This is a genomic window from Bacillus sp. EB106-06-01-XG163 (genome assembly GCF_058791615.1).
In genome coordinates, this window is the sequence record NZ_JBYTDS010000016.1 from 80,344 (window position 1) to 101,036 (window position 20,693).

General features: G+C 43.1%; 21 protein-coding genes and 3 pseudogenes. 14 read left to right on the forward strand and 10 right to left on the reverse strand.

Annotated features, from left to right (window positions below; translation table 11 throughout):
* Positions 1 to 38: 38 nt before the first annotated feature.
* The 3 genes from AC3WTF_RS16885 (at position 39) to rlmD (ending at position 5,779) form a co-directional block, all read left to right on the forward strand.
* Positions 39 to 3,182: an efflux RND transporter permease subunit gene (locus tag AC3WTF_RS16885; RefSeq protein ID WP_020955459.1), complete on the forward strand. Its 3,144-nt coding sequence runs from the start codon at positions 39 to 41 to the stop codon at positions 3,180 to 3,182.
* Between the two features lie 152 nt (positions 3,183 to 3,334).
* On the forward strand, positions 3,335 to 4,246 hold the full coding sequence (locus AC3WTF_RS16890) for a diacylglycerol kinase (protein WP_032867571.1): 912 nt from the start codon (positions 3,335 to 3,337) through the stop codon (positions 4,244 to 4,246).
* Between the two features lie 147 nt (positions 4,247 to 4,393).
* Positions 4,394 to 5,779, forward strand: coding sequence for a 23S rRNA (uracil(1939)-C(5))-methyltransferase RlmD (gene rlmD, locus AC3WTF_RS16895; protein ID WP_268556658.1), 1,386 nt, complete (start codon positions 4,394 to 4,396; stop codon positions 5,777 to 5,779).
* Between the two features lie 189 nt (positions 5,780 to 5,968).
* Here the strand turns inward: rlmD and AC3WTF_RS16900 are convergent, their stop codons facing one another.
* Positions 5,969 to 6,436 (reverse strand): hypothetical protein, encoded by a 468-nt coding sequence (locus AC3WTF_RS16900; protein ID WP_042634937.1) that lies wholly within the window; start codon positions 6,434 to 6,436, stop codon positions 5,969 to 5,971.
* Between the two features lie 343 nt (positions 6,437 to 6,779).
* Here AC3WTF_RS16900 and AC3WTF_RS16905 point away from each other — a divergent pair, with 343 nt between their 5' ends.
* Together AC3WTF_RS16905 and AC3WTF_RS16910 are read left to right on the forward strand one after the other, a co-directional pair.
* Positions 6,780 to 7,733 (forward strand): ABC transporter ATP-binding protein, encoded by a 954-nt coding sequence (locus AC3WTF_RS16905; protein WP_003155721.1) that lies wholly within the window; start codon positions 6,780 to 6,782, stop codon positions 7,731 to 7,733.
* Positions 7,734 to 8,609 (forward strand): ABC transporter permease, encoded by an 876-nt coding sequence (locus AC3WTF_RS16910; protein ID WP_047935418.1) that lies wholly within the window; start codon positions 7,734 to 7,736, stop codon positions 8,607 to 8,609.
* A gap of 67 nt (positions 8,610 to 8,676) precedes the next feature.
* Here AC3WTF_RS16910 and AC3WTF_RS16915 read toward each other — a convergent pair.
* The 9 genes and pseudogenes from AC3WTF_RS16915 to AC3WTF_RS16955 all read right to left on the reverse strand — a co-directional run.
* A pseudogene (locus AC3WTF_RS16915) lies at positions 8,677 to 8,930 on the reverse strand (TIGR01741 family protein); the annotation flags it as partial.
* 91 nt (positions 8,931 to 9,021) lie between these two features.
* Complete coding sequence (locus tag AC3WTF_RS16920; protein ID WP_039062743.1) at positions 9,022 to 9,492, reverse strand: antitoxin YezG family protein; 471 nt, start codon at positions 9,490 to 9,492, stop codon at positions 9,022 to 9,024.
* 44 nt (positions 9,493 to 9,536) lie between these two features.
* Positions 9,537 to 10,005: pseudogene (locus tag AC3WTF_RS16925) on the reverse strand (immunity protein YezG family protein).
* Complete coding sequence (locus AC3WTF_RS16930) at positions 9,995 to 10,468, reverse strand: antitoxin YezG family protein (protein ID WP_032871739.1); 474 nt, start codon at positions 10,466 to 10,468, stop codon at positions 9,995 to 9,997. The pseudogene AC3WTF_RS16925 and the gene AC3WTF_RS16930 overlap by 11 nt, the downstream one beginning before the upstream one ends.
* A 3-nt stretch (positions 10,469 to 10,471) precedes the next feature.
* A pseudogene (locus AC3WTF_RS16935) lies at positions 10,472 to 11,128 on the reverse strand (DNA/RNA non-specific endonuclease); the annotation flags it as partial.
* Between the two features lie 236 nt (positions 11,129 to 11,364).
* A complete protein-coding gene (locus tag AC3WTF_RS16940) occupies positions 11,365 to 11,760 on the reverse strand; it encodes an immunity 22 family protein (protein WP_007408929.1) in 396 nt (131 codons plus the stop codon).
* Positions 11,761 to 12,065: 305 nt separating this feature from the next.
* Positions 12,066 to 12,536: a TIGR01741 family protein gene (locus AC3WTF_RS16945; protein ID WP_042634939.1), complete on the reverse strand. Its 471-nt coding sequence runs from the start codon at positions 12,534 to 12,536 to the stop codon at positions 12,066 to 12,068.
* A gap of 87 nt (positions 12,537 to 12,623) precedes the next feature.
* Positions 12,624 to 13,103 carry an antitoxin YezG family protein gene (locus AC3WTF_RS16950; RefSeq protein WP_042634940.1) on the reverse strand — a complete coding sequence of 160 codons (480 nt, stop codon included), beginning with the start codon at positions 13,101 to 13,103 and terminating at the stop codon, positions 12,624 to 12,626.
* Positions 13,104 to 13,107: 4 nt separating this feature from the next.
* Positions 13,108 to 15,114 (reverse strand): T7SS effector LXG polymorphic toxin, encoded by a 2,007-nt coding sequence (locus tag AC3WTF_RS16955; RefSeq protein WP_492314314.1) that lies wholly within the window; start codon positions 15,112 to 15,114, stop codon positions 13,108 to 13,110.
* A gap of 298 nt (positions 15,115 to 15,412) precedes the next feature.
* Between AC3WTF_RS16955 and AC3WTF_RS16960 the strand changes: the two genes are divergently transcribed.
* The 9 genes from AC3WTF_RS16960 (at position 15,413) to AC3WTF_RS17000 (ending at position 20,601) form a co-directional block, all read left to right on the forward strand.
* Positions 15,413 to 16,132: a YebC/PmpR family DNA-binding transcriptional regulator gene (locus AC3WTF_RS16960; protein ID WP_003155709.1), complete on the forward strand. Its 720-nt coding sequence runs from the start codon at positions 15,413 to 15,415 to the stop codon at positions 16,130 to 16,132.
* Between the two features lie 179 nt (positions 16,133 to 16,311).
* Positions 16,312 to 16,608, forward strand: a complete 297-nt coding sequence (locus tag AC3WTF_RS16965; RefSeq protein WP_007408931.1) for a hypothetical protein — start codon at positions 16,312 to 16,314, stop codon at positions 16,606 to 16,608.
* Positions 16,609 to 16,784: 176 nt separating this feature from the next.
* Complete coding sequence (gene ant(6) / locus AC3WTF_RS16970; protein WP_042634942.1) at positions 16,785 to 17,654, forward strand: aminoglycoside 6-adenylyltransferase; 870 nt, start codon at positions 16,785 to 16,787, stop codon at positions 17,652 to 17,654.
* Positions 17,655 to 17,787: 133 nt separating this feature from the next.
* The gene (gene cotJA / locus AC3WTF_RS16975) at positions 17,788 to 18,036 is read left to right on the forward strand and encodes a spore coat-associated protein CotJA (RefSeq protein WP_007408933.1); all 249 of its coding nucleotides are present in this window, start codon (positions 17,788 to 17,790) and stop codon (positions 18,034 to 18,036) included.
* A complete protein-coding gene (gene cotJB / locus AC3WTF_RS16980) occupies positions 18,020 to 18,283 on the forward strand; it encodes a spore coat protein CotJB (protein ID WP_007408934.1) in 264 nt (87 codons plus the stop codon). Before cotJA ends, cotJB begins: the two co-directional genes overlap by 17 nt.
* Positions 18,284 to 18,297: 14 nt before the next feature.
* The gene (cotJC, locus tag AC3WTF_RS16985) at positions 18,298 to 18,867 is read left to right on the forward strand and encodes a spore coat protein CotJC (protein ID WP_003155700.1); all 570 of its coding nucleotides are present in this window, start codon (positions 18,298 to 18,300) and stop codon (positions 18,865 to 18,867) included.
* A gap of 88 nt (positions 18,868 to 18,955) precedes the next feature.
* Positions 18,956 to 19,489, forward strand: coding sequence for a GNAT family N-acetyltransferase (locus AC3WTF_RS16990; RefSeq protein ID WP_020955472.1), 534 nt, complete (start codon positions 18,956 to 18,958; stop codon positions 19,487 to 19,489).
* Positions 19,490 to 19,519: 30 nt separating this feature from the next.
* Positions 19,520 to 19,798 (forward strand): YesK-like family protein, encoded by a 279-nt coding sequence (locus AC3WTF_RS16995; protein ID WP_007408936.1) that lies wholly within the window; start codon positions 19,520 to 19,522, stop codon positions 19,796 to 19,798.
* Positions 19,799 to 19,911: 113 nt separating this feature from the next.
* Complete coding sequence (locus tag AC3WTF_RS17000) at positions 19,912 to 20,601, forward strand: YetF domain-containing protein (protein ID WP_020955473.1); 690 nt, start codon at positions 19,912 to 19,914, stop codon at positions 20,599 to 20,601.
* The last annotated feature ends 92 nt before the right edge of the window (positions 20,602 to 20,693 follow it).

Here is a 20,693-nt window from a genome sequence, read left to right on the forward strand (position 1 = left end):
AATGACCAGTCAGTCAATAAAAATTAACGGAGGACATGATGAACCACATTATTAACTTTGTACTGAAGAACAAATTCGCAGTTTGGCTGATGACGATTATCGTTACTGTAGCAGGGCTGTATGCCGGTATGAATATGAAGCAGGAATCCATACCGGACGTCAACATGCCTTACCTTTCAGTAAATACGACTTATCCCGGAGCTGCTCCGAGTCAAGTTGCGGATGACGTGACAAAACCGATCGAGCAGGCGGTCCAGAATTTAGAAGGAGTGAGCGTCGTAACGTCCACATCCTCTGAAAACGTCTCATCGGTTATGATTGAATATGATTACAACAAGGATATGGACAAGGCGAAAACCGAAGTCGCTGAAGCGCTGGACAGTGTCAGCCTTCCTGACGACGCGAAAAAACCTGACATTTCCCGTTACAGCCTCAACTCTTTCCCGATTTTGACGCTCAGTGTGACAAGCGGCAAAAGCTCGCTTGAAGACCTGACCAAAAATGTGGAAAACACTCTCGTTCCTAAGCTTGAAGGCATTCAGGGCGTTGCGTCCGTGCAAGTTTCCGGACAGCAGGAAGAGCAGGTGGAATTCTCTTTCAAAGACAAAAAAATGAAAGAGTACGGACTTGATGAAGATACCGTCAAGAAAGTGATCCAAGGCTCTGACGTCAATACGCCGCTTGGATTGTACACATTCGGCAACAAAGAAAAATCAGTTGTCGTTAACGGAGATATTACGTCAATTAAAGATCTGAAAGATATGAGGATTCCGGTCACATCTTCTTCTGCCGCTCAAGGTCAAACGGGCGGAGCCGGTGCGGCATCTGCGGCGGACGCTCAGGCTATGCAGCAGGCACAGCAAAGCGCGGCAGCAGGGGTGCCGACAGTCAAGCTTTCTGACATTGCCGACATTAAAGATGTGAAAAAAGCTGAATCCATTTCCCGCACGAACGGAAAGGACAGCATCGGAATTAATATCGTAAAAGCCAATGACGCCAACACGGTAGAAGTGGCCGATGCGATTAAAGATGAACTGAATCAATACAAAAAAGACCATAAAGGGTTCAAGTACAGCTCGACTCTTGATATGGCAGAGCCGATTACAGAGTCGGTGGATACGATGTTAAGCAAAGCGATTTTCGGCGCGATTTTTGCGGTCGTGATCATTCTCTTATTCTTAAGAGATATTAAATCAACGATGATTTCTATCGTTTCCATCCCGCTGTCACTGCTGATTGCGCTTCTTGTGCTGAATCAGCTTGATGTCACATTGAACATAATGACGCTCGGTGCGATGACGGTCGCCATCGGACGGGTAGTCGATGATTCGATTGTCGTGATCGAAAACATTTACCGCCGCATGAGGCTGAAAGATGAACCTTTACGCGGGAAGCAATTGGTGCGTGAAGCGACGAAAGAAATGTTTAAACCGATCATGTCATCAACGATCGTAACCATTGCCGTATTCCTGCCGCTTGCCATGGTCGGCGGACAGATCGGCGAGCTGTTTATGCCGTTTGCATTAACAATCGTCTTCGCGCTTGCCGCATCGCTGTTGATTTCGATCACACTGGTGCCGATGCTTGCGCACAGCTTATTCAAAAAATCGCTCACAGGCGCGCCTGTTAAAGCGAAAGAGCATAAGCCGGGCAGATTGGCCAATTTCTATAAAAAAGTGCTGAATTGGTCATTAAGACATAAATGGATTACATCTATCATCGCGGTTCTGATGCTTGTCGGCAGTTTGTTCCTCGTACCTCTGATCGGCGCGAGCTACCTGCCTGCGCAAGCGGACAAAACGATGCAGCTCACATACACGCCTGAACCGGGCGAAACGAAAAGCGAAGCTGAAAAAGCTGCGCAAAAAGCGGAAGACATGCTGCTTAAACGCAAACATGTCGATACCGTTCAGTATTCATTAGGCTCGCAAAGTCCGCTCGGCGGAAGCTCAAACGGCGCATTGTTCTACGTGAAATACGAGGATGACACGCCTGATTTTGACAAAGAAAAAGACAATGTCTTAAAAGAAATCAAAAAAACATCCAGCCGCGGCGAATGGAAATCACAAAATTTCAGTTCGTCAGGCAACAACAACGAATTAACGTACTATGTGTACGGAGATTCAGAGTCTGATATTAAAGGCACGGTCAAAGACATCGAAGGCATCATGAAAAAGCAGAAAGATCTGAAAGACGTCAACTCAGGCCTTTCCAGCACATATGATGAGTACACGTTTGTCGCTGACCAGGAGAAACTCAGCAAGCAGGGCCTGACGGCTTCGCAAATCTCCCAAGCCCTGATGTCCCAAACGTCACAGTCTCCTTTGACAACGGTGAAAAAGGACGGCAAAGAGCTTGATGTGAACATCAAAACAGAAAAAGACCAGTATAAGAGTGTAAAAGAATTAGAGGATAAAACCATCACATCGCCTGCAGGCCAAGAAGTAAAAATCGGCGATGTGGCGAAAGTGAAAAACGGCACGACATCCGATACCATTTCCAAACGCGACGGCAAAGTGTACGCTGACGTAACGGCAACCGTCACTTCTGACAACGTCACGAAGGTGTCATCAGCCGTTCAAAAGAAAGTTGACAAACTGGATCACCCGGACAATGTATCGATTGATACCGGCGGTGTATCAGCGGATATTGCTGATTCCTTTACGAAACTCGGCTTAGCAATGCTTGCCGCAATCGCCATCGTATACCTCGTTCTTGTGATCACGTTCGGTGGAGCATTAGCGCCGTTTGCGATTCTGTTCTCGCTTCCGTTTACAGTCATCGGCGCATTAGCCGGACTGTATGTATCCGGAGAGACGATCAGTCTGAATGCCATGATCGGTATGCTGATGCTGATCGGAATCGTCGTCACAAATGCGATTGTCTTAATTGACCGCGTCATCCATAAAGAAGCGGAAGGCTTATCGACGAGAGAAGCGCTCCTGGAAGCCGGCTCTACGAGATTGCGTCCGATTCTGATGACGGCGATCGCGACAATCGGCGCCCTGCTTCCATTGGCATTGGGCTTCGAAGGCGGAAGCCAGGTCATTTCTAAAGGACTCGGTGTCACTGTTATCGGCGGTTTAATCAGTTCGACTCTGCTTACCCTTCTGATTGTGCCGATCGTATATGAAGTATTAGCGAAATTCCGTAAGAAAAAACCTGGAACGGAAGAAGAGTAAGACAGCGGGCCTTGGCTCCTTAAACGGAGCCGGGGCCTTTTTTCTTCTGGCAATTCCTGTACATATTGTTGCGATTTTCTCAAGTCATAGTATAATTAAAGGTTGTTAGTGTTAATAATGGATCGGATACTCTTAAGTAGGATGATGAGATAATGAAACGTGCACGCATAATATACAATCCGACTTCAGGACGGGAGCTTTTTAAGAAAAATCTTGCCCAGGTCCTGCAAAAATTTGAACAAGCCGGTTATGAAACCTCCACCCATGCCACCACATGCGCGGGGGATGCCACCAACGCCGCAAAAGAAGCCGCTTTGCGGGAGTTTGACCTGATTATCGCAGCCGGCGGAGACGGAACGATTAATGAAGTCGTCAACGGCCTTGCACCGTTAGACAAACGCCCGACACTCGGCATCATTCCGGTCGGCACGACAAATGACTTCGCCAGAGCGCTGGGCATTCCGAGAGAGAATGTACTGAATGCCGCTGATACCGTCATTAACGGCGTAGCCCGCCCGATCGACATCGGACAGGTGAACGGTCAGTATTTTATCAACATCGCCGGCGGAGGCCGTCTGACGGAGCTGACGTATGATGTGCCAAGCAAACTGAAAACGATGCTCGGCCAGCTTGCTTATTATTTAAAGGGAATGGAAATGCTGCCTTCACTTCGACCGACAGAAGTCGAGATTGAATATGACGGCAAGCTGTTTAAAGGCGAAATTATGCTGTTTTTAGTGACGCTGACCAACTCGGTCGGCGGATTCGAGAAACTGGCCCCTGATTCCAGCCTGAATGACGGCATGTTTGATTTGATTATTTTGAAAAAAGCCAATCTCGCGGAGTTTATCAGAGTCGCGAGCATGGCGCTCAGAGGCGATCATATTAACGATCAGCACATTATTTACACAAAAGCGAACCGTGTGAAAGTCAATGTATCAGAAAAGATGCAGCTGAACCTGGACGGCGAGTACGGCGGCATGCTGCCGGGCGAATTCGTGAACCTGTACCGGCATATTCACGTCATCATGCCGAAGGAGAAAGCGGAACAGCTGGATGATTAATACGCGGACAAAATCCTAAAACAGTATTCGTTTTAGGATTTTGTCATCTTTTCAGCGTGATCGGAAACCTTTGAAGGCTGACATTGAATTTGAAGGTTTGCCAGCACGCTGAAACAAGGCTATTGGTAAAACTAGAGGTGATTATAGATGAAAATGAAACCCCCGGTAGAAAAAAATGAATACTATGATGTGACATTTGAGGATTTGACGCACGAAGGAGCGGGCGTCGCAAAGGTTCAGGGATTCCCGATCTTCGTGCCGAACGCCCTGCCTGAGGAAAAAGCGCAAATCAAAGTGACACGCGTCAAAAAAGGCTTCGCTTTCGGCCGCTTGATTGAACTGAAGGAAGAAAGCCCGCACAGAACGGATGCCCCGTGCCCAATCTACAAACAATGCGGCGGCTGCCAGCTTCAGCACATGACCTATGAAGGCCAGCTCTTGTTTAAACAGAAACAAGTCAAAGACGTCTTAGAACGGATCGGCAAGCTGGCCCTGTCCAACGTCACCGTGCACCCGACACTCGGCATGGAAGACCCTTGGAACTACAGAAACAAAGCGCAGGTGCCGGTAGGAGAAAGAGAAGGCGGACTCGTCGCCGGATTCTATCAGCAAAGAAGCCATGACATCATTGACATGAGCGCCTGCATGATCCAGCAATCCAAAAACGACGAAGCCGTTCAAGCCGTCAAAGATATTTGCGCCTCATACGGCGTCAAAGCCTACAACGAAGAACGCCACAAAGGCTGGCTCCGTCACATCATGGTGAGATACGGCGTCGTCACGGGCGAAATGATGATCGTCTTCATCACAAGAACAAGCGATTTTCCGCACAAAGCGAAAATCATCGAAGACATCACGGCGCAATTCCCGCACGTCAAATCCATCGTGCAAAACATCAACCCAAATAAAACAAACGTCATCTTTGGGAACGAAACAAACGTCATCTGGGGCGAAGAATACATCTACGACCTCATCGGAGACGTCAAATTCGCCATCTCCGCCAGATCGTTCTATCAGGTCAACCCGGAACAGACAAAAGTGCTCTACGACAAAGCGCTTGAGTACGCGGAGCTTCAAGGAGAAGAAACCGTCATCGACGCCTACTGCGGCATCGGAACCATTTCTCTCTTCTTGGCGAAGCAGGCGAAAAAGGTGTATGGCGTCGAAATCGTGCCGGAAGCCATCGAGGATGCAAAACGCAACGCTGAGCTGAATGGCATCACGAACGCAGAATTCGCAGTCGGAGAAGCGGAAACCGTCATTCCGAAATGGTATGAAGAAGGCATCACGGCAGATACGCTAGTCGTCGACCCGCCAAGAAAAGGCTGCGACGAAGCCCTCCTGCGGACGATCATCGACATGAAACCGAAGCGGGTGGTGTATGTGTCCTGCAATCCAGGCACGCTTGCAAGAGATTTGCGGGTGCTTGAGGATGGCGGGTATCAGACGCTAGAAGTGCAGCCGGTGGATATGTTCCCGCATACGAATCATGTGGAGTGTGTGGCTGTGCTGGAATTAAGAGAAGGCAACTAACCCTTAGGGATGGTTGCCTTTTTTTAATCCGCATTTTTTTTGCATTCAGGACGAACTCGTGACATGAGAGGAGTACCAGAAGATGTTTGGCTAACGCCTATAATATAGCTTTCTATACATCTCTTTATGTAATAAAGGGTACCTTTTTAGGAACCCTTTATTAATATTCACTCTAGAGGGGCAGCTTTTTTAATACACTTTCATATCTTGTTTTTTCTCCTTACTAATCATTACTTTTTCTAAATAACTCTTAAGAAATACATTATCTATCCTATCCGGAATGTAACCCAGACGTTTATTTAGTATATTCTCTATGATATACATTTTCTTTGTGTAATATTGGTAACTATCCGTTGCGATTTGAACACTTTCTGATTCATTTCCCTTTTCTGATTCAAGTCGAGATTTATATAGCTGATCATACTTCTGTTTGCGTATTTTTCTTGAGAGCCGCAGTAAATGAAATAATTCAATTGTTGGCAGAGTCATTAGTTCTGGTGTCGACTTATCCAAATCTAATTCAGAAGTATGCTCACGATATTCTATGATTTCACGTTTGCCATCTCTCTGAACATTATGTATGTACATTAAGCAAAAACTACAGTAATACTGATTATCCTTTTGAATTGAAGTTGCACAATAAGGGCATGTTTCCATTACGTTCTCCTTTCTGAATATTCTAAGATAATATGTATTTCGGTTACAAACAAGAATTTTAAATAGTATTAGAGATTCTTAACCAATAAAAACCCTTTTTATGATAAAGGGTTTATTGATTACAGCATGTATAAGTTTCATGCAAAATCAATAAGTGATCCCTATGTATAGAAAATCCACCGAGCCTAAACCCAATAACAAAACGCGAAAATAATAAATTATATCGTTATAATTATTTATAAAAAGATAATAAAGTTGGATAAAAATGAGAAAATCCTGGCGGAAATGACGATATAAAGTTAGTGAACAACGGTATAGAATCTTACTTTTCGAGGTGAACAGAATGGGAGAAGAACAAGACATTATTACAGTAACGGATCTTCGTAAAAAATATGGATCATTTGAAGCAGTGAAAGGGGTATCCTTTTCTGTCAAACGCGGCGAGCTGTTTGCATTTCTGGGAACGAACGGTGCAGGGAAATCGACCACTATCGATATTCTCTGTACGCTGATTAAAAAGACATCCGGAAAAGTGGTAATAGACGGTTATACGCTTGGTGAGGGGAAAGAGAATAATCATATCCGCAAAAAGATTGGGGTTGTCTTTCAAGAGAGCATTTTGGATGAACGATTGACCGTTTATGAAAATATCATGAACCGCGGACAATATTATCATTTAAGCAAGGCACAAGTGCAAGAGAACTATCAGTTTGTAACAGACTATTTAAAATTGGATGATATTAAGGAGAAAAAATACAGCGATTTGTCAGGCGGACAAAGAAGAAGAGCAGATATTGCCCGTGCCATCATCCATAAACCGACAATATTATTTTTAGATGAGCCTACTACAGGTCTTGATCCGCAAACGAGAGTTTTTGTTTGGAATGCGATTAAAAGGCTGCAGGAAGAAACAAACATGACGATCTTTTTAACGACCCATTACATGGAGGAGGCCGCTGTGGCTGATAACGTTGTGGTCATCAAAGAAGGACGTCTGATCGCAGAGGGTACACCGAGTCAGCTGAAAGATCAATATGCGTTTGACAGTCTGCATATGATGTTTAAGCAAGGCGTTGATCCGACTGCATGGTTTGAAAATAAACAACTGGATTTTACGGTTAAAAACTCTATTTATTCCCTTCGTGTAGAGTCCACTCTCCAAGCGTTTGACATTTTGAAAGGCCTTGAAGGAAAAATTGAATCTTTCGAGGTGATTAAAGGGAATATGGATGATGTGTTTATCCATATTATCGAAGAACAAGGAAGCAGTTTGCCAGTAAAGGGGAGCATTGCATAAATGAAGTCTTTATCCAGTTTAATCAGCAGAAATATAAAAATATACTTCCGTGATCGAACGCTTTTGCTTCTTTCTTTGCTGTCAGTATTTATCGTCATTCTGTTATATGCCGTGTTCTTACAGCAGACACAGCTGGACGCCATTAAGGCCTTGGTCGGTTCGACAGATGATTCCAAAGCAATGGTGAACGAATGGATGGTGGCGGGATTGCTGTCCATTACAGCTGTGACAACGACTTTAGGCGCTTTCGGAATTATGGTGAAAGATAAAGAAAGTAAAAGAACGTATGACTTTTTAACAGCTCCTTTATCAAGGGCGACCATCCAATTGAGCTATGTCATTCATTCATTTGTCATCGGCTTGATCTTTTCATTCATCGCCTTTTTAGGCTGTGAAATTTTTCTCGTTTCATCAGGCAGCAAACTTTTAAGCGGTACAGATATACTTGAAGTATTGGGGATTATTATTCTTTCAGTTGCACTGTCAAGCTCCATTAATTTATTTTTAACGCTGTTTATTCACACACAAAATGCATTTTCGACGTTAAGTACGATTGTCGGAACAGCCATCGGTTTTTTATGCGGAGTATATGTGCCGATCGGCGGCGTACCGGTGTTTGTGCAGAAGATTATTATGTATTTCCCTATCAGCCACACCGCTGTTCTGTTCAGAAAAGCGTTTATGACAGACTCAGTTGATAAAGTATTTAAACATGCTTCTGCGGACCAAATACAGGAATATGAAAAGCATTACGGGATCGTCTACAAGTTAAACGGCCATTTTATCAGTACGGCTGCGAGCTTGTGGGTCATTGTCATTACAGCCATCATATTTACCGTCATATCTATTTTCATATTTAAAAAACAAAATAAATGACCTCCTCAGACGATACATAACGATGTAACAGGCAGCATCCGTTTACTGGATGCTGCCTGTTTTGTTTATCATTATTCTTTTTGTGCTCAATTCTAAAGAGTTCTCGGATTTCTCTTGAAAAGTGTTGAAGATATCTTTATTTACACTGTATCGGGCAGATATATCTTGTGAATAAATAAGTTGATGTTTTTCTGGTGTCGTGAAGTGAAAGAGGACCATGGTAGAGTCATCTAATACTTCTGCATAAAGATATACTTTTGCCCATTCACAAGGTATGATGTCATTTAATTTCTGACTAATAAGCTGGTACAAATCTTGCATTTGCTTAGTTTCCAACTTTTTCACCTTCAATTGTCGAGAAATCCTAGTTATAAAAAATAGCCCAGCAGAGAAGCGCTGGGCCATTATTGATTTATAGACCGAAGTAGCTTATTACAAATTCTTTATCGTTCTCATCTTCAGGCAATATCCCTAAATTTTGATATTCCCATATCACTTGTCGTTGTGTTCCGTTTAAGTCTGAGGCGATGACATCGGTGTAATCGTAGTCAATTGAGAATTTACCGCTTCGTTCGAGATGTAAAGTGAGGTTTGTCCATAAGTCCTCGTTGTTTGTTTTAAATTCATCCCGTAACTCTTCAAAGTAATCATGCAATTCATATAGAAGTTCGTCATAAATATCTTCATCAACGTTAAAGTGTTCTGGAATATCATGTGAATATATATATTCTTGATCTTGAGGGGTAGAGAAGAAAAAGTAAACCTCTGTAGAGTCATCTAAAACTTCGGCATAAAGAGCAACCTTCTCCCACTCAGACGGTATGATTTCATTTATTTGCTCAGCGATTTTTTGATATAGTACTCCCATCTTTTCAGTTTCCACAATATCAGAATCCTTTTTAATTTTTTTAGCCGTTTGAAAGCTTATTATATGTTTAGATACTCTTCTATGAGTTTTCTATCTTCCTCATCAGCTGGCAGTATGCCGAGATTTTGATATTTTCAAACATCTCGTCTTTGAAGGTCATCAAGTTCAGACAATAAAACATCATCATAATTATAATCAATTGAAAACTTTCCGGTGTTTTCTAATTTTAAAGTGAGATTTGTCCAAATATCTTGATTGCCTAGTTTAAATTCTTCTTTTAGTTCTTCAAATAGCTCTTGAAGTTCAATCAGCAGTTGATCGTAAATCTCTTCGCTTACATCAAAGTGTTCAGGTATATAATGAGAAAATAAATAATTACTGTTATTTGGTGTTGTAAAATAAAAGTATATATCCGCTGAGTCATCAAGTATTTCAGCATATAAAACGATCTTTTCCCATTGAGATGGAATCATTTCATTTAGATGTTCAGCAATCTTTTGATAGTTCACCCATTTTTTCATTGTTCATTTAGATATTGTTCAAGGAACTTTCTGCTACTCTCGCTTATTGGCGTAATTCCCAAGTGCTTATATTCCCAAATGACTTGTCGCTCAGTATCAGTATATTTTGAAGCGAGTACATCTTCATAATCATAATCAATTGAGAATTCACCGTTTCTATCTAAATTTAGTGTGAGGTTAGTCCAAATATCTGAGGATTGCTTTTTAAATTCATCCCTTAATTCATCAAATAAATCTTGAAGGTCTAGTAGCATATTTTTGTAAATTCGATTACTTACTTGAAAATGTTCTGGAATATCGTGTGAATAAATATATTCTTCGTCTTCATGTGTGTTAAAGAAAAAATAAACTTCTCTGGAGTCATCTAAAATTTCGGCGTATAGAGTAACCCTCATCCATTCGGAGGGAATCATATCATTTATTTTTTCAGCAATCTTTTGATATAGTTGTTCCATTTTAGTAGTTTCCATTTTTCAGCCTCCAATTTGGTTTCTAATTGTTATGCTCTTTGTTCTTTCTTCTCCAATTTTATATGTTATATCAAATAAAGTGGGTCTTAACGAATCGCTCTCATACACATTTTCAATTGTGACCGTAACCTTTTTTGGAGGTTCTTCTTTAAGCGCCTGCGACCATGCTTGTTCTAACTTATACCATTTCCCGCCACTCCTATTAATCTGAGAGTTCATCGGCACGATGTTGTCGAATTGGCCTGAGCCTTTGAATTGGGTGGCGATTAGGTGGCCTCCGTCGTCATCTGTCAGACGGTCTGGTTTACCTGCTTTTGACTGCGCATATTGGTTGCGTTTTGCTTCTCCCAGCTGCAAGTCTGCTTTGACACTTGTAATTCTACCATAGTTGTCAGTGGTGTACGTGTAGCCTTCTTTTGTTTTGTAGATGACATTCGGCTTCAATACTTTCTTTCTGGTCCATTTCGCAAAATGCTCGCCGTATTTGACTGTTACCGGCGGTACATGCGGTGCCGGTGTCCGTCTGCCGCTTGCGGAGGTTCCGTACGGTTTCGGCAGTACCACTTTGGCGAATGCTTGCAGTGCTTCTTTTAAACTTTTGATTGACTGTGTTGTAAGGCACTCCTTCGGCGGTGCATGGAGTGGATGATAGTGAAGAATAACCTCAAGTTATAGTTACTTTGTTTGTGAGAGAACGCCCCTCCTTTTGTTTATCTATAGATGTTTATAGTCTTTTAGGTTTTACACGCAAACAAAAAAGGCCTCTGAAAAAAAGAGAGCCTTCTTCTAGTCATCCTACTTTTTATCTTCTTCCAAGTAGTATGAATAACCATCTAATAAAATCTCTACATTATGAAAATGTAATTCTGAATTATGTTTTATTATGATTTTTTCTTTTATACATAGGAAACTGCTCCAATAAATTTAAATGAATAGTTTTTTGCGTTTATTTCTTTCTCCCTGCCGTCATATTCAAAATTATATAAAAGAACAGCAGCATTGATTTGATCAGGGAGTGTGGTACCTACTATGTCTTCGAAACGAGGTAAGATGACACTATCGTATGAACAGCCGTCAATTAGTGCAGGTAAATTGTTACGACTATTTTCATGTGCAACTTTTTCTATAAAATCTTCATCTAAATCATCGATATCTATATCAAAGTCAATTAAAAATTGGGAAGGAAGAAAATCACCCTCATCTTCATTGTAAACTAATTCAACATATTTACTTAATGATTCATTATCCTTTATACTTCCGATCCATAATGATACGTAATTTTGGCGCTCCATATAAACCTCCTATTATTTAATCCTCAATCCTTTTAGCGGGGCTTCCACTCCACCTTTAAGTCTATAGTTTGCCCAATTATTCAATCTTTGGACAAATATATTATAGTTTAAAGATGAATCAATAATTACCGGAAATTTTTGGTAGTGTTATAGGTTGTTTGCATAATGATAGATAATTGTCTTGAGAAAGGTTAGCCTCATTATAGAGTAATCAATATATTCATATAGAAAACCTCTGAAAATTCTTTATTTTAGATTAGTTTATAAAAAATAGCTCAGCAGAGTAGGGCTGAGCTATTTTTTTATTATAGACCGAGGTAGCTAATTACAAATTCTTTATCATCGTCATCTTCAGGCAAAATACCAAGGTTTTTATATTCCCATATTGCGATTCTTTCATAACCATCTAATTCTGATGCTAAAATATCATCAGAATTATATTCTAATTGGAATTCTCCACTGCTATCCAATGTTAGTGTAAGGTTCGTCCAAACATCATTGTTATTATTTCTGTGTTCAGTTCTTAATTCTTCAAAAAGTTCTCTTAGCTCTCTTAATAACGTCTTGAAAATGTCCTTGCTTACGTTGTAGTGGCTAGGTATGTCTTGTGAATAAATAATTTGATTATTTTCTGGTGTTTTGAAGTGAAAAAGAACCATTGTGGAATCATCTAATACTTCTGCATAAAGATAAATTTTTGTCCATTCACAAGGTATGATGTCATTCAAATTCTGACTAATAAGCTGATACAAATCTGGCATTTTCCTAGTTTCCAATCTTTTCACCTTTAATCGTCGAGAAATCTTAGTTATAAAAATAGCCTAGCAGTGAAGGCTGAGCATTTTTGATTATTGTAAAATAGATTATTCTTCTTCCGAATTGAGATAGCGTTCCAAGAACTCCCTGTTTTTCTTACCAGTAGGAACCAAACCTAAATGTTTATATTCCCAAACTACTTGACGTTGAGTACCGTTTAGTTCTGAAGCAATAACATCATCATAATCATAGTCAATTGAAAACTTTCCGGTATGCTCTAGCTTGAGTGTAAGGTTAGTCCACACATCTGAGTTATTCGCTTTCCATTCATCTCTTAGTTCATCAAATAAATCTTGTAGTTCGATTAACAAGTCATCATAAATTTGTTCACTTACTTGATAATGTTCCGGAATGTCATGTGAATAAATGAACGCTTCACTATTTTTTGTATTAAAGAAAAAGTATACTTCTCTAGAGTCATCTAAAATCTCTGCGTATAGAGCAACTTTATTCCATTCTGCTGGAATCATTTCATTAATTAGTTCTGCTATTTTTTGATATAATTGGCCCATTTTTTCTGTCTCCATAATATCAACCTCCTGCTTGGTTTCTTATTGTCATATTTTTATATCTGCCATCACCAACTTTATACTTCACTTTAAATAAAGTTGGTCTCAATGAATCGCCTTGATAAACATTTTCTATTTGCACACTAACTGTTTCGGGAGGTTCTTCTTTAAGAGCTTTTGCCCATTCCTGCTCCATCTCATACCATTTCCCGCCGCTCCTATTAATCTGAGAATTCATCGGCACGATGTTGTCGAATTGGCCTGAGCCTTTGAATTGGGTGGCGATTAGGTGGCCTCCGTCGTCATCTGTCAGACGGTCTGGTTTACCTGCTTTTGACTGTGCATATTGGTTGCGTTTTGCTTCTCCCAGCTGCAAGTCTGCTTTGACACTTGTAATTCTACCATAGTTGTCAGTGGTGTACGTGTAGCCTTCTTTTGTTTTGTAGATGACATTCGGCTTCAATACTTTCTTTCTGGTCCATTTCGCAAAATGCTCGCCGTATTTGACTGTTACCGGCGGTACATGCGGTGCCGGTGTCCGTCTGCCGCTTGCGGAGGTTCCGTACGGTTTCGGCAGGATGACCTTGGCGAATTTCTGAAGTCCTTCTTTAAGTGTGACCCCGTTGACTGCGTTGTAAGGAACGCCTGCCGGCACTAAGTCGTGACGCGGATGATACGGGAGAATATCAGCCAGGGTGAGATCTCCGATTTGATTCAACTTGGTTTTGACACGTTTTTTTGCTACTTCCATGCCTGTGTTTACTTTTTGTTTGATGTGATCAACGGTTTGTTTTGAGACCGTTATCGCTTTTTGTGCTGTGGCGGATTTGCTTGCTGCTGTTTTGACTTTGGTCGTCACTTTGGCGGCTGTGCCTGTTTTTGAGACGGCGCCGACGCCTTTTGTGCCGACGACTGATGTCACAACGGTGCCCACTGCATATGACACCCATCTTGCTCTGGAGTAGGTGTCGCCATTCACCATGTCTTTTTGGTACGATTTTTCGATTGCCGCTGAAATGGCTTCATACGTTTTGATCGGGTGAGCCACCGCTCCTGTAATGGCTTCAACCGTTCCGCCCGGATCTGTGACCATATCCCACAGGCCTGTGACCGCGTCTTTTCCGGAATCATAAAGGCCGACGGCAACGCCTTTGAAACCGTCTGTAAGTTCACGCGTGTTTTCAATTTGAGTGAAGTAGCGCTGCTGTTCTTTTGTCAGGTTTTTATAGCCGATTGTTTTGGCCATTGAGTAGAATTCATCGGCATTCGCATAATCGTAGTTTTTCAGTCTTTCTTTCAGTTTTTCAATCTCTCGCTCTTTCGCCTCTTCCTTCTTAATCGTCAAATAAGCATCCGAATGTCTTGCGATATCGCCTTTTTTCTTATGGATGTCGCTTTCTCGGTACGCTTTGGCATTGTAGTGAAGCGGCGTGGCGCTTTTTCCTTTGCCTGTTGCGTTTTGAAGCTGCTGGAAATCTGCTTGGATAAAATGTTCATTTGCTTCGGTTTCTGCGTATTCTTTCGTTAGATCGTGATCAAGCTTGCCGAGCTTATGTATCGTTTCGCTTCTTTTTTTGTCAGCTGAAGAAAGCTTCTGATCTGTGCTTTCCGTTGAAAATAGATCAAGCGAGATGATGTCATCGATCTCTCCGAGGATGGAGCGCATGTCCTTTTTCTGCTCCTCCATAATCGCCTTTGATTTACTGAGGGCGTGGGTGAGCTCATGCTCCAGAAATGATTCCTCCACATGCGAATTGAAAAGTCCGGCGTCTTCGACCTTGCCGGGAAGGCTTGTGAGAAATGCGATTTTCATGTCGATCAGATCAAGCCAGCTGTCTGTGACGCCGGCGTGGTCCTTAAAAAAAGCTTTGATGTTATTTGCGCCCCGGCCTGAGAAATCATTGTCACCAAGATCAGCCATACCTTGAAACGCTTTTTTCAGGTTGACCATCTGACCGCGCAGTTTTTTATATTCACCCGCGCGCTGCTTGGCGGCGGCGAGGAGGGTGGTTGCTTCGAAAACTTTCATGACCATATCCTTTCTTTTGTTCGATATCAAAATTTTACCACGTGAGTCAGGATATACAGTGTAGGAAATAGGTAATGAGAATAAAATGAATCTTTTGGCTTGCGACTTCCTTCCTGTATGAAGGGAGGCTTTTTATGTTTTGTATAATAACCCTCACATTCGGCTTACTGCGCTCCGGTGATTTTAAGCGTGCCTGTTTTTTCTAATGTCTTACACTCGAAACAACCCAACCGCTGAGGTATAATAGAAGCAGAGTATTTATCATACAGATTCAATTCGTGAAAGAGAGTGGAACAAAATGGGCCGTAAGTGGAACAATATTAAAGAAAAGAAAGCATCAAAGGACGCAAATACGAGCCGGATTTATGCGAAGTTCGGCCGTGAGATTTATGTGGCGGCAAAACAAGGCGAGCCAGATCCGGAATCGAACCAGGCGCTAAAAGTGGTGCTTGAGCGCGCGAAGACGTACAGTGTGCCGAAAAATATTATTGAGCGTGCGATTGAAAAGGCGAAAGGCGGCGCGGAGGAGAACTTTGACGAGCTGCGTTACGAAGGTTTCGGCCCGAACGGTTCAATGATCATCGTTGATGCGTTAACGAATAATGTAAACCGCACGGCGCCTGAAGTGCGCGCCGCATTCGGGAAAAACGGCGGAAATATGGGTGTGAGCGGGTCTGTCGCTTACATGTTTGATGCGACCGCCGTTATCGGCGTTGAAGGCAAGACGGCGGATGAAGCGCTGGAATTGCTGATGGAAGCTGATGTGGACGTGCGCGATATTTTAGAAGAGGATGACAGTGTTATCGTGTATGCCGAGCCTGATCAATTCCATGCCGTACAGGAGGCATTCAAAAATGCCGGCGTTGAAGAGTTCACGGTTGCGGAGCTGACGATGCTTGCGCAAAATGAAGTCGAGCTCCCGGAAGATGCGAAAGCTCAATTTGAAAAGCTGATCGATGTGCTGGAAGACCTCGAAGACGTACAGCAGGTTTATCACAATGTAGATTTAGGCGAATAAAGACAAAAAGGCCGGGGCGGCATAAGTTCCGGCCTTTTTATTTTGCTTATGCGGTCGGCCTGTATCGTATTTCTCCGTAAGCAATTATTGATTATTTCGCCAAAACTGGGCGGATGCCCATACGTTTCCTTCCGCATGTCATAAACTGGACTGTAACCTATGTGAAGGAGCGATAAATCATGAATGAAAGAAGACCGATTTACGGCGGCGGCTATGGCGGCTACGGAGGCTACCCGGGGTACGGTTTTGGCGGCTACGGCGGCTACGGCGGCTACGGCGGCTACGGTGGCTACGGCGGCTTCGGAGGATATCCGGGATACGGTTTCGGCGGCGGCTATGGCTACCCGGGGTACGGTTTTGGCGGCTACGGCGGCTACGGAGGATATCCGGGGTACGGTTTTGGCGGCTATGGCGGCTACGGCGGCTACCCGTTCTATCATCATCATCATCATCATCGGGACAGCCAATATATCTGACCATTCGGGAAAAGCACTCTTGGAACAGCAAGAGTGCTCTTCTCATGTTCTTGCAGCTGTGTTACGATTGGAGCAAAATCATCAAGTACATAGGACTTTTCTGTAAATCATGAGCAAGTTGTTTATAAACTGAAAAGCATGATCTGTAAAAATCTCTTTATCGGGAGGTTTTCCATGTGAGAAGTGAAGGCGAAATGATGAAATTGATTCTTGATATTGCGATGAAGGACGAGAGAATCCGTCTTGTCACTTTAGAGGGATCAAGAACCAATAAAAATGTACCGAGAGACAAATTTCAAGACTATGATATTTCTTATTTTGTGACCGATATGGACTCTTTCACATCTGACGAAAGCTGGCTGGATCAGTTTGGCGAAAGAATGATGATGCAAAAACCTGAAGATATGGAACTTTTCCCTCCGGAACTCGGAGACTGGTTCTCCTATCTAATGCTTTTTAAAGATCATCATAAAATCGACTTAACTTTGATCCCTCTGAGTCAAACAGAGGCTTATTTTACACAGAGTGATGGTTTGGCGGAAATATTATTAGACAAGGATCACCGAATCAACAGTAAGATTATTGCGAGTGATGAACAATATCATATAAAGAAACCGACCCCCAGAGAGTTTGATGATTGCTGCAATGAATTTTGGATGGTTTCAACCTATGTTATTAAAGGATTAATGCGTAAAGAAATACTGTTTGCGCTGGATCATATGAATGACATTTTAAGGCCTAATGTTTTGCGTATGATTGCGTGGAATATCGGGATAGAGAATCAGTTTTCATTAAGTGTAGGGAAGAATTATAAGTATATTCAACATTACATGAATGCGAAAGATTGGGAAATTCTGCTGAATACTTATGTCGGCAATACTTATGAAGGCGTGTGGAAGGCATTGTTTGACTGCCAGGGTCTCTTTAGAGCATATTCAAAGTCAGTGGCTGTTTTATTGAGATATGAATATCCTGAATATGATCAACAAATTACGGAATATACATTGAAACATTATCAGCGCTTTCAATCAGATTTTTCATTATGATTTTTTTACTTCAAATTCCAGATGAGTTACATTGAGTCCGTTTTTAACGGGCTTTTTTATTTTCTTACAGGGCATAAATGCCGATACGGATTCATACCTATTAAGGTCATGTGTTTAGGAAAGGAGGATCGTAATGAAAGAAAATCAGCCGTTTACACCGGTCAAATCCTATAAACCCTTCCACAGCCGGTTTGATCCCTGCCCGCCGATCGGGAGAAAATACTTCAGAACGCCGCCGCATCTTTATATGCGGTTTCAGCCGTATCACTTAGAGCAGTTTTCTCCGATGGAGGCATTGAGAAAAGGGACCCTTTGGAAGGATCTTTACGATTTCTATGATAATCCTTATCGGGGGGGAATCGAATATGGCGAAAAAGATTGATGATGAATATTATCGGCTGCTGGAGCAAATTCAGGCGGCGGACTTTGTCTTGGTGGAGCTGACGCTTTATCTGGATACGCATCCCCATGACCGTCTCGCGCTTCAGCAGTTTCATGAATATTCCCGGTACTCAAGACAGCTGAGAAAGCGGTTTGAGCCTGAGTACGGACCGCTTCTGCAATTCGGCGTGAGTCAGGTCGGCGCTCAATGGGACTGGGGCCGCGGTCCTTGGCCATGGCAAGTATAAGGAGGGATCTGTAAATGTGGGTATATGAAAAAAAGCTGCAGTATCCGGTTAAAGTCAGTACATGCAACCCGATGCTGGCTAAGTTTCTCATTGAACAATACGGCGGGGCGGACGGCGAATTGGCCGCAGCGCTCCGGTACTTAAACCAGCGCTACACGATTCCTGACAAGGTGATCGGCCTGCTGACGGATATCGGCACGGAGGAGTTTGCGCATTTAGAAATGATTGCGACGATGATTTATAAGCTGACAAAAGATGCGACCCCGGAGCAGCTGCGTGATGCAGGGCTCAGTGATCATTACGTCAACCATGACAGCGCGCTGTTTTATCACAATGCGGCCGGAGTTCCGTTCACAGCGTCTTACATACAGGCGAAGGGAGATCCGATCGCTGATTTATATGAGGATATTGCGGCTGAAGAAAAGGCGAGAGCGACGTATCAATGGATTATTGATATTTCCGATGATCCTGACCTGAATGATTCACTCCGTTTTCTGCGTGAGCGTGAAATCGTCCACTCTATGCGTTTCAGGGAAGCGGTTGAGATTTTAAAAGAAGAACGTGATAAGAAGAAAATTTTTTAAACGGCCCTCAAACACGACGGCTGTTTTTTTCCTTTCTGCGTTTGGTCTATAATAAAGGTGTCGAATATTCTGATTACAGGAGGATTTTATGACACCTTTTACGATTACGGAGGAGACGGCGGGGGCATTCCGGGTCACCCCCGCCCGGAAAGATGATGCAAAAGAGGTCATGGATCTGCTCGTGCAAGCGGCAGAATGGCTTCGCGATAAAGGGTCGAACCAGTGGAGCGGCCTTCTGCAAGGGGAAGATACCCACAATATGCGGGAGGCGATCGCCCAAGGGTATGTTTTTTTATTCAGGCAGAATGAAGAGCTGGCCGGCGTCGTCATGCTGCTTCCCGAAGCAAGCGGGTGGGACAGACGTCTTTGGGGCGATGAAGGACATGAGGAGTCCGTATATCTCCACCGGCTGGCGATTAACAGGCGGTTTGCAGGGGCGGGGCTCGGCCGGACAATCATGACTTGGGCGGAGACGGGTGTGTCTTGTCCGGGAAAAACGAAAATCCGGCTCGATTGCGTGTCCGAAAACAAGGCGCTTCAGTCGTTTTACAGCGGAATGGGGTACGAATCAAAAGGACCCGCGCCGGGTTATCATTTGTTTGAAAAAAAGGTGAGCAAATAAAAAGCTACTCATGACGGAGGTGCAAAAGACATGGGGTTTTTTTTTCTGATCTGTCTGGCCGCATTTTGTCTTAACTTTGCCGTATCGGCTGTGCTCCGCAAGAAATGGCCGAAAAAGATGTGGCCTGAGTGCCTTTTGGCGGTGCTGGGCCTGACTGCTTTCGGTACGGTTGTTTACAGCATTTTCGGTGTCGGCGGCTGGGAAGGAATGGGCTTGGGGCTTGCCGCGATGTTTGCGGGTTCCGGAGCGGCTGCCGGTTATGCCGCTGAGGTGTGCTTACGGGTCGTCAGATCGAATCAAAAACAGTAAGCAGAAGTGAAAAAACGCGGCCTCGGCTGCGTTTTTTTGTGTGTTGCCGGCCGCTGTATAGAAAACAGGCGAATGTCCATAATGGTAATGACTTTTAAGAAGAAGGTGCGAATATGGGACATTTACTTACAGTGGCTTGGGAGTTAGTATGCGGTTTGGGTATTTTATTTGTGATTTTAAAATTGCTTGGAAAAACTCAATTCTCGCAAATTACGCCGTTTGATTTTATTTCCGCGCTCATCCTCGGCGAACTGGTCGGAAATGCGGTGTATGATAAAGGCGTCAGGATTTTTGAAATCATTTTTGCCTCTCTGTTATGGGGGGTTTTAATTTATCTCATCGAACTGATTACGCAGAAAGTAAAAAGCTCCAGAAAGCTGTTGGAAGGCGAGCCGAGTATTATCATACATAAAGGAAAACTGAAATATGATGTGCTGAAAAAGAATAAGCTGGACATTAATCAATTGCAAAGCCTTCTCAGACAGGCGAATTGCTTTTCCATACAGGAAGCGGAGTACGCGATTTTAGAAACAAACGGGATGGTCAGTGTCCTGCCGAAATTTCAATATGACACGACGAAAAACGGCGACATGCAAATAAAGCCGAAGCAGGTCTCTTTGCCGGTCACGCTGATTATTGACGGCGAAGTGCTGTATGAAAATCTGAAAGAAGCCGGGCTGGAAGAAAAGCAGCTGACTCAGGAGCTGAAAAAGCTGAACATCAAAAGAACGGAGGACGTGCTGTATGCGGAATGGAAGCCCGATAAACCGCTGTTTGTCCTGCCGTATGAGGAGAAAAAATAAAAAGAGCATTGCCCTGGGGGACTGACCCCCGTTTTTGAGACAGGGATCAAAACACCTTTAAGCAGCCAGCTGTCGGTATGTGACCGGCGGCT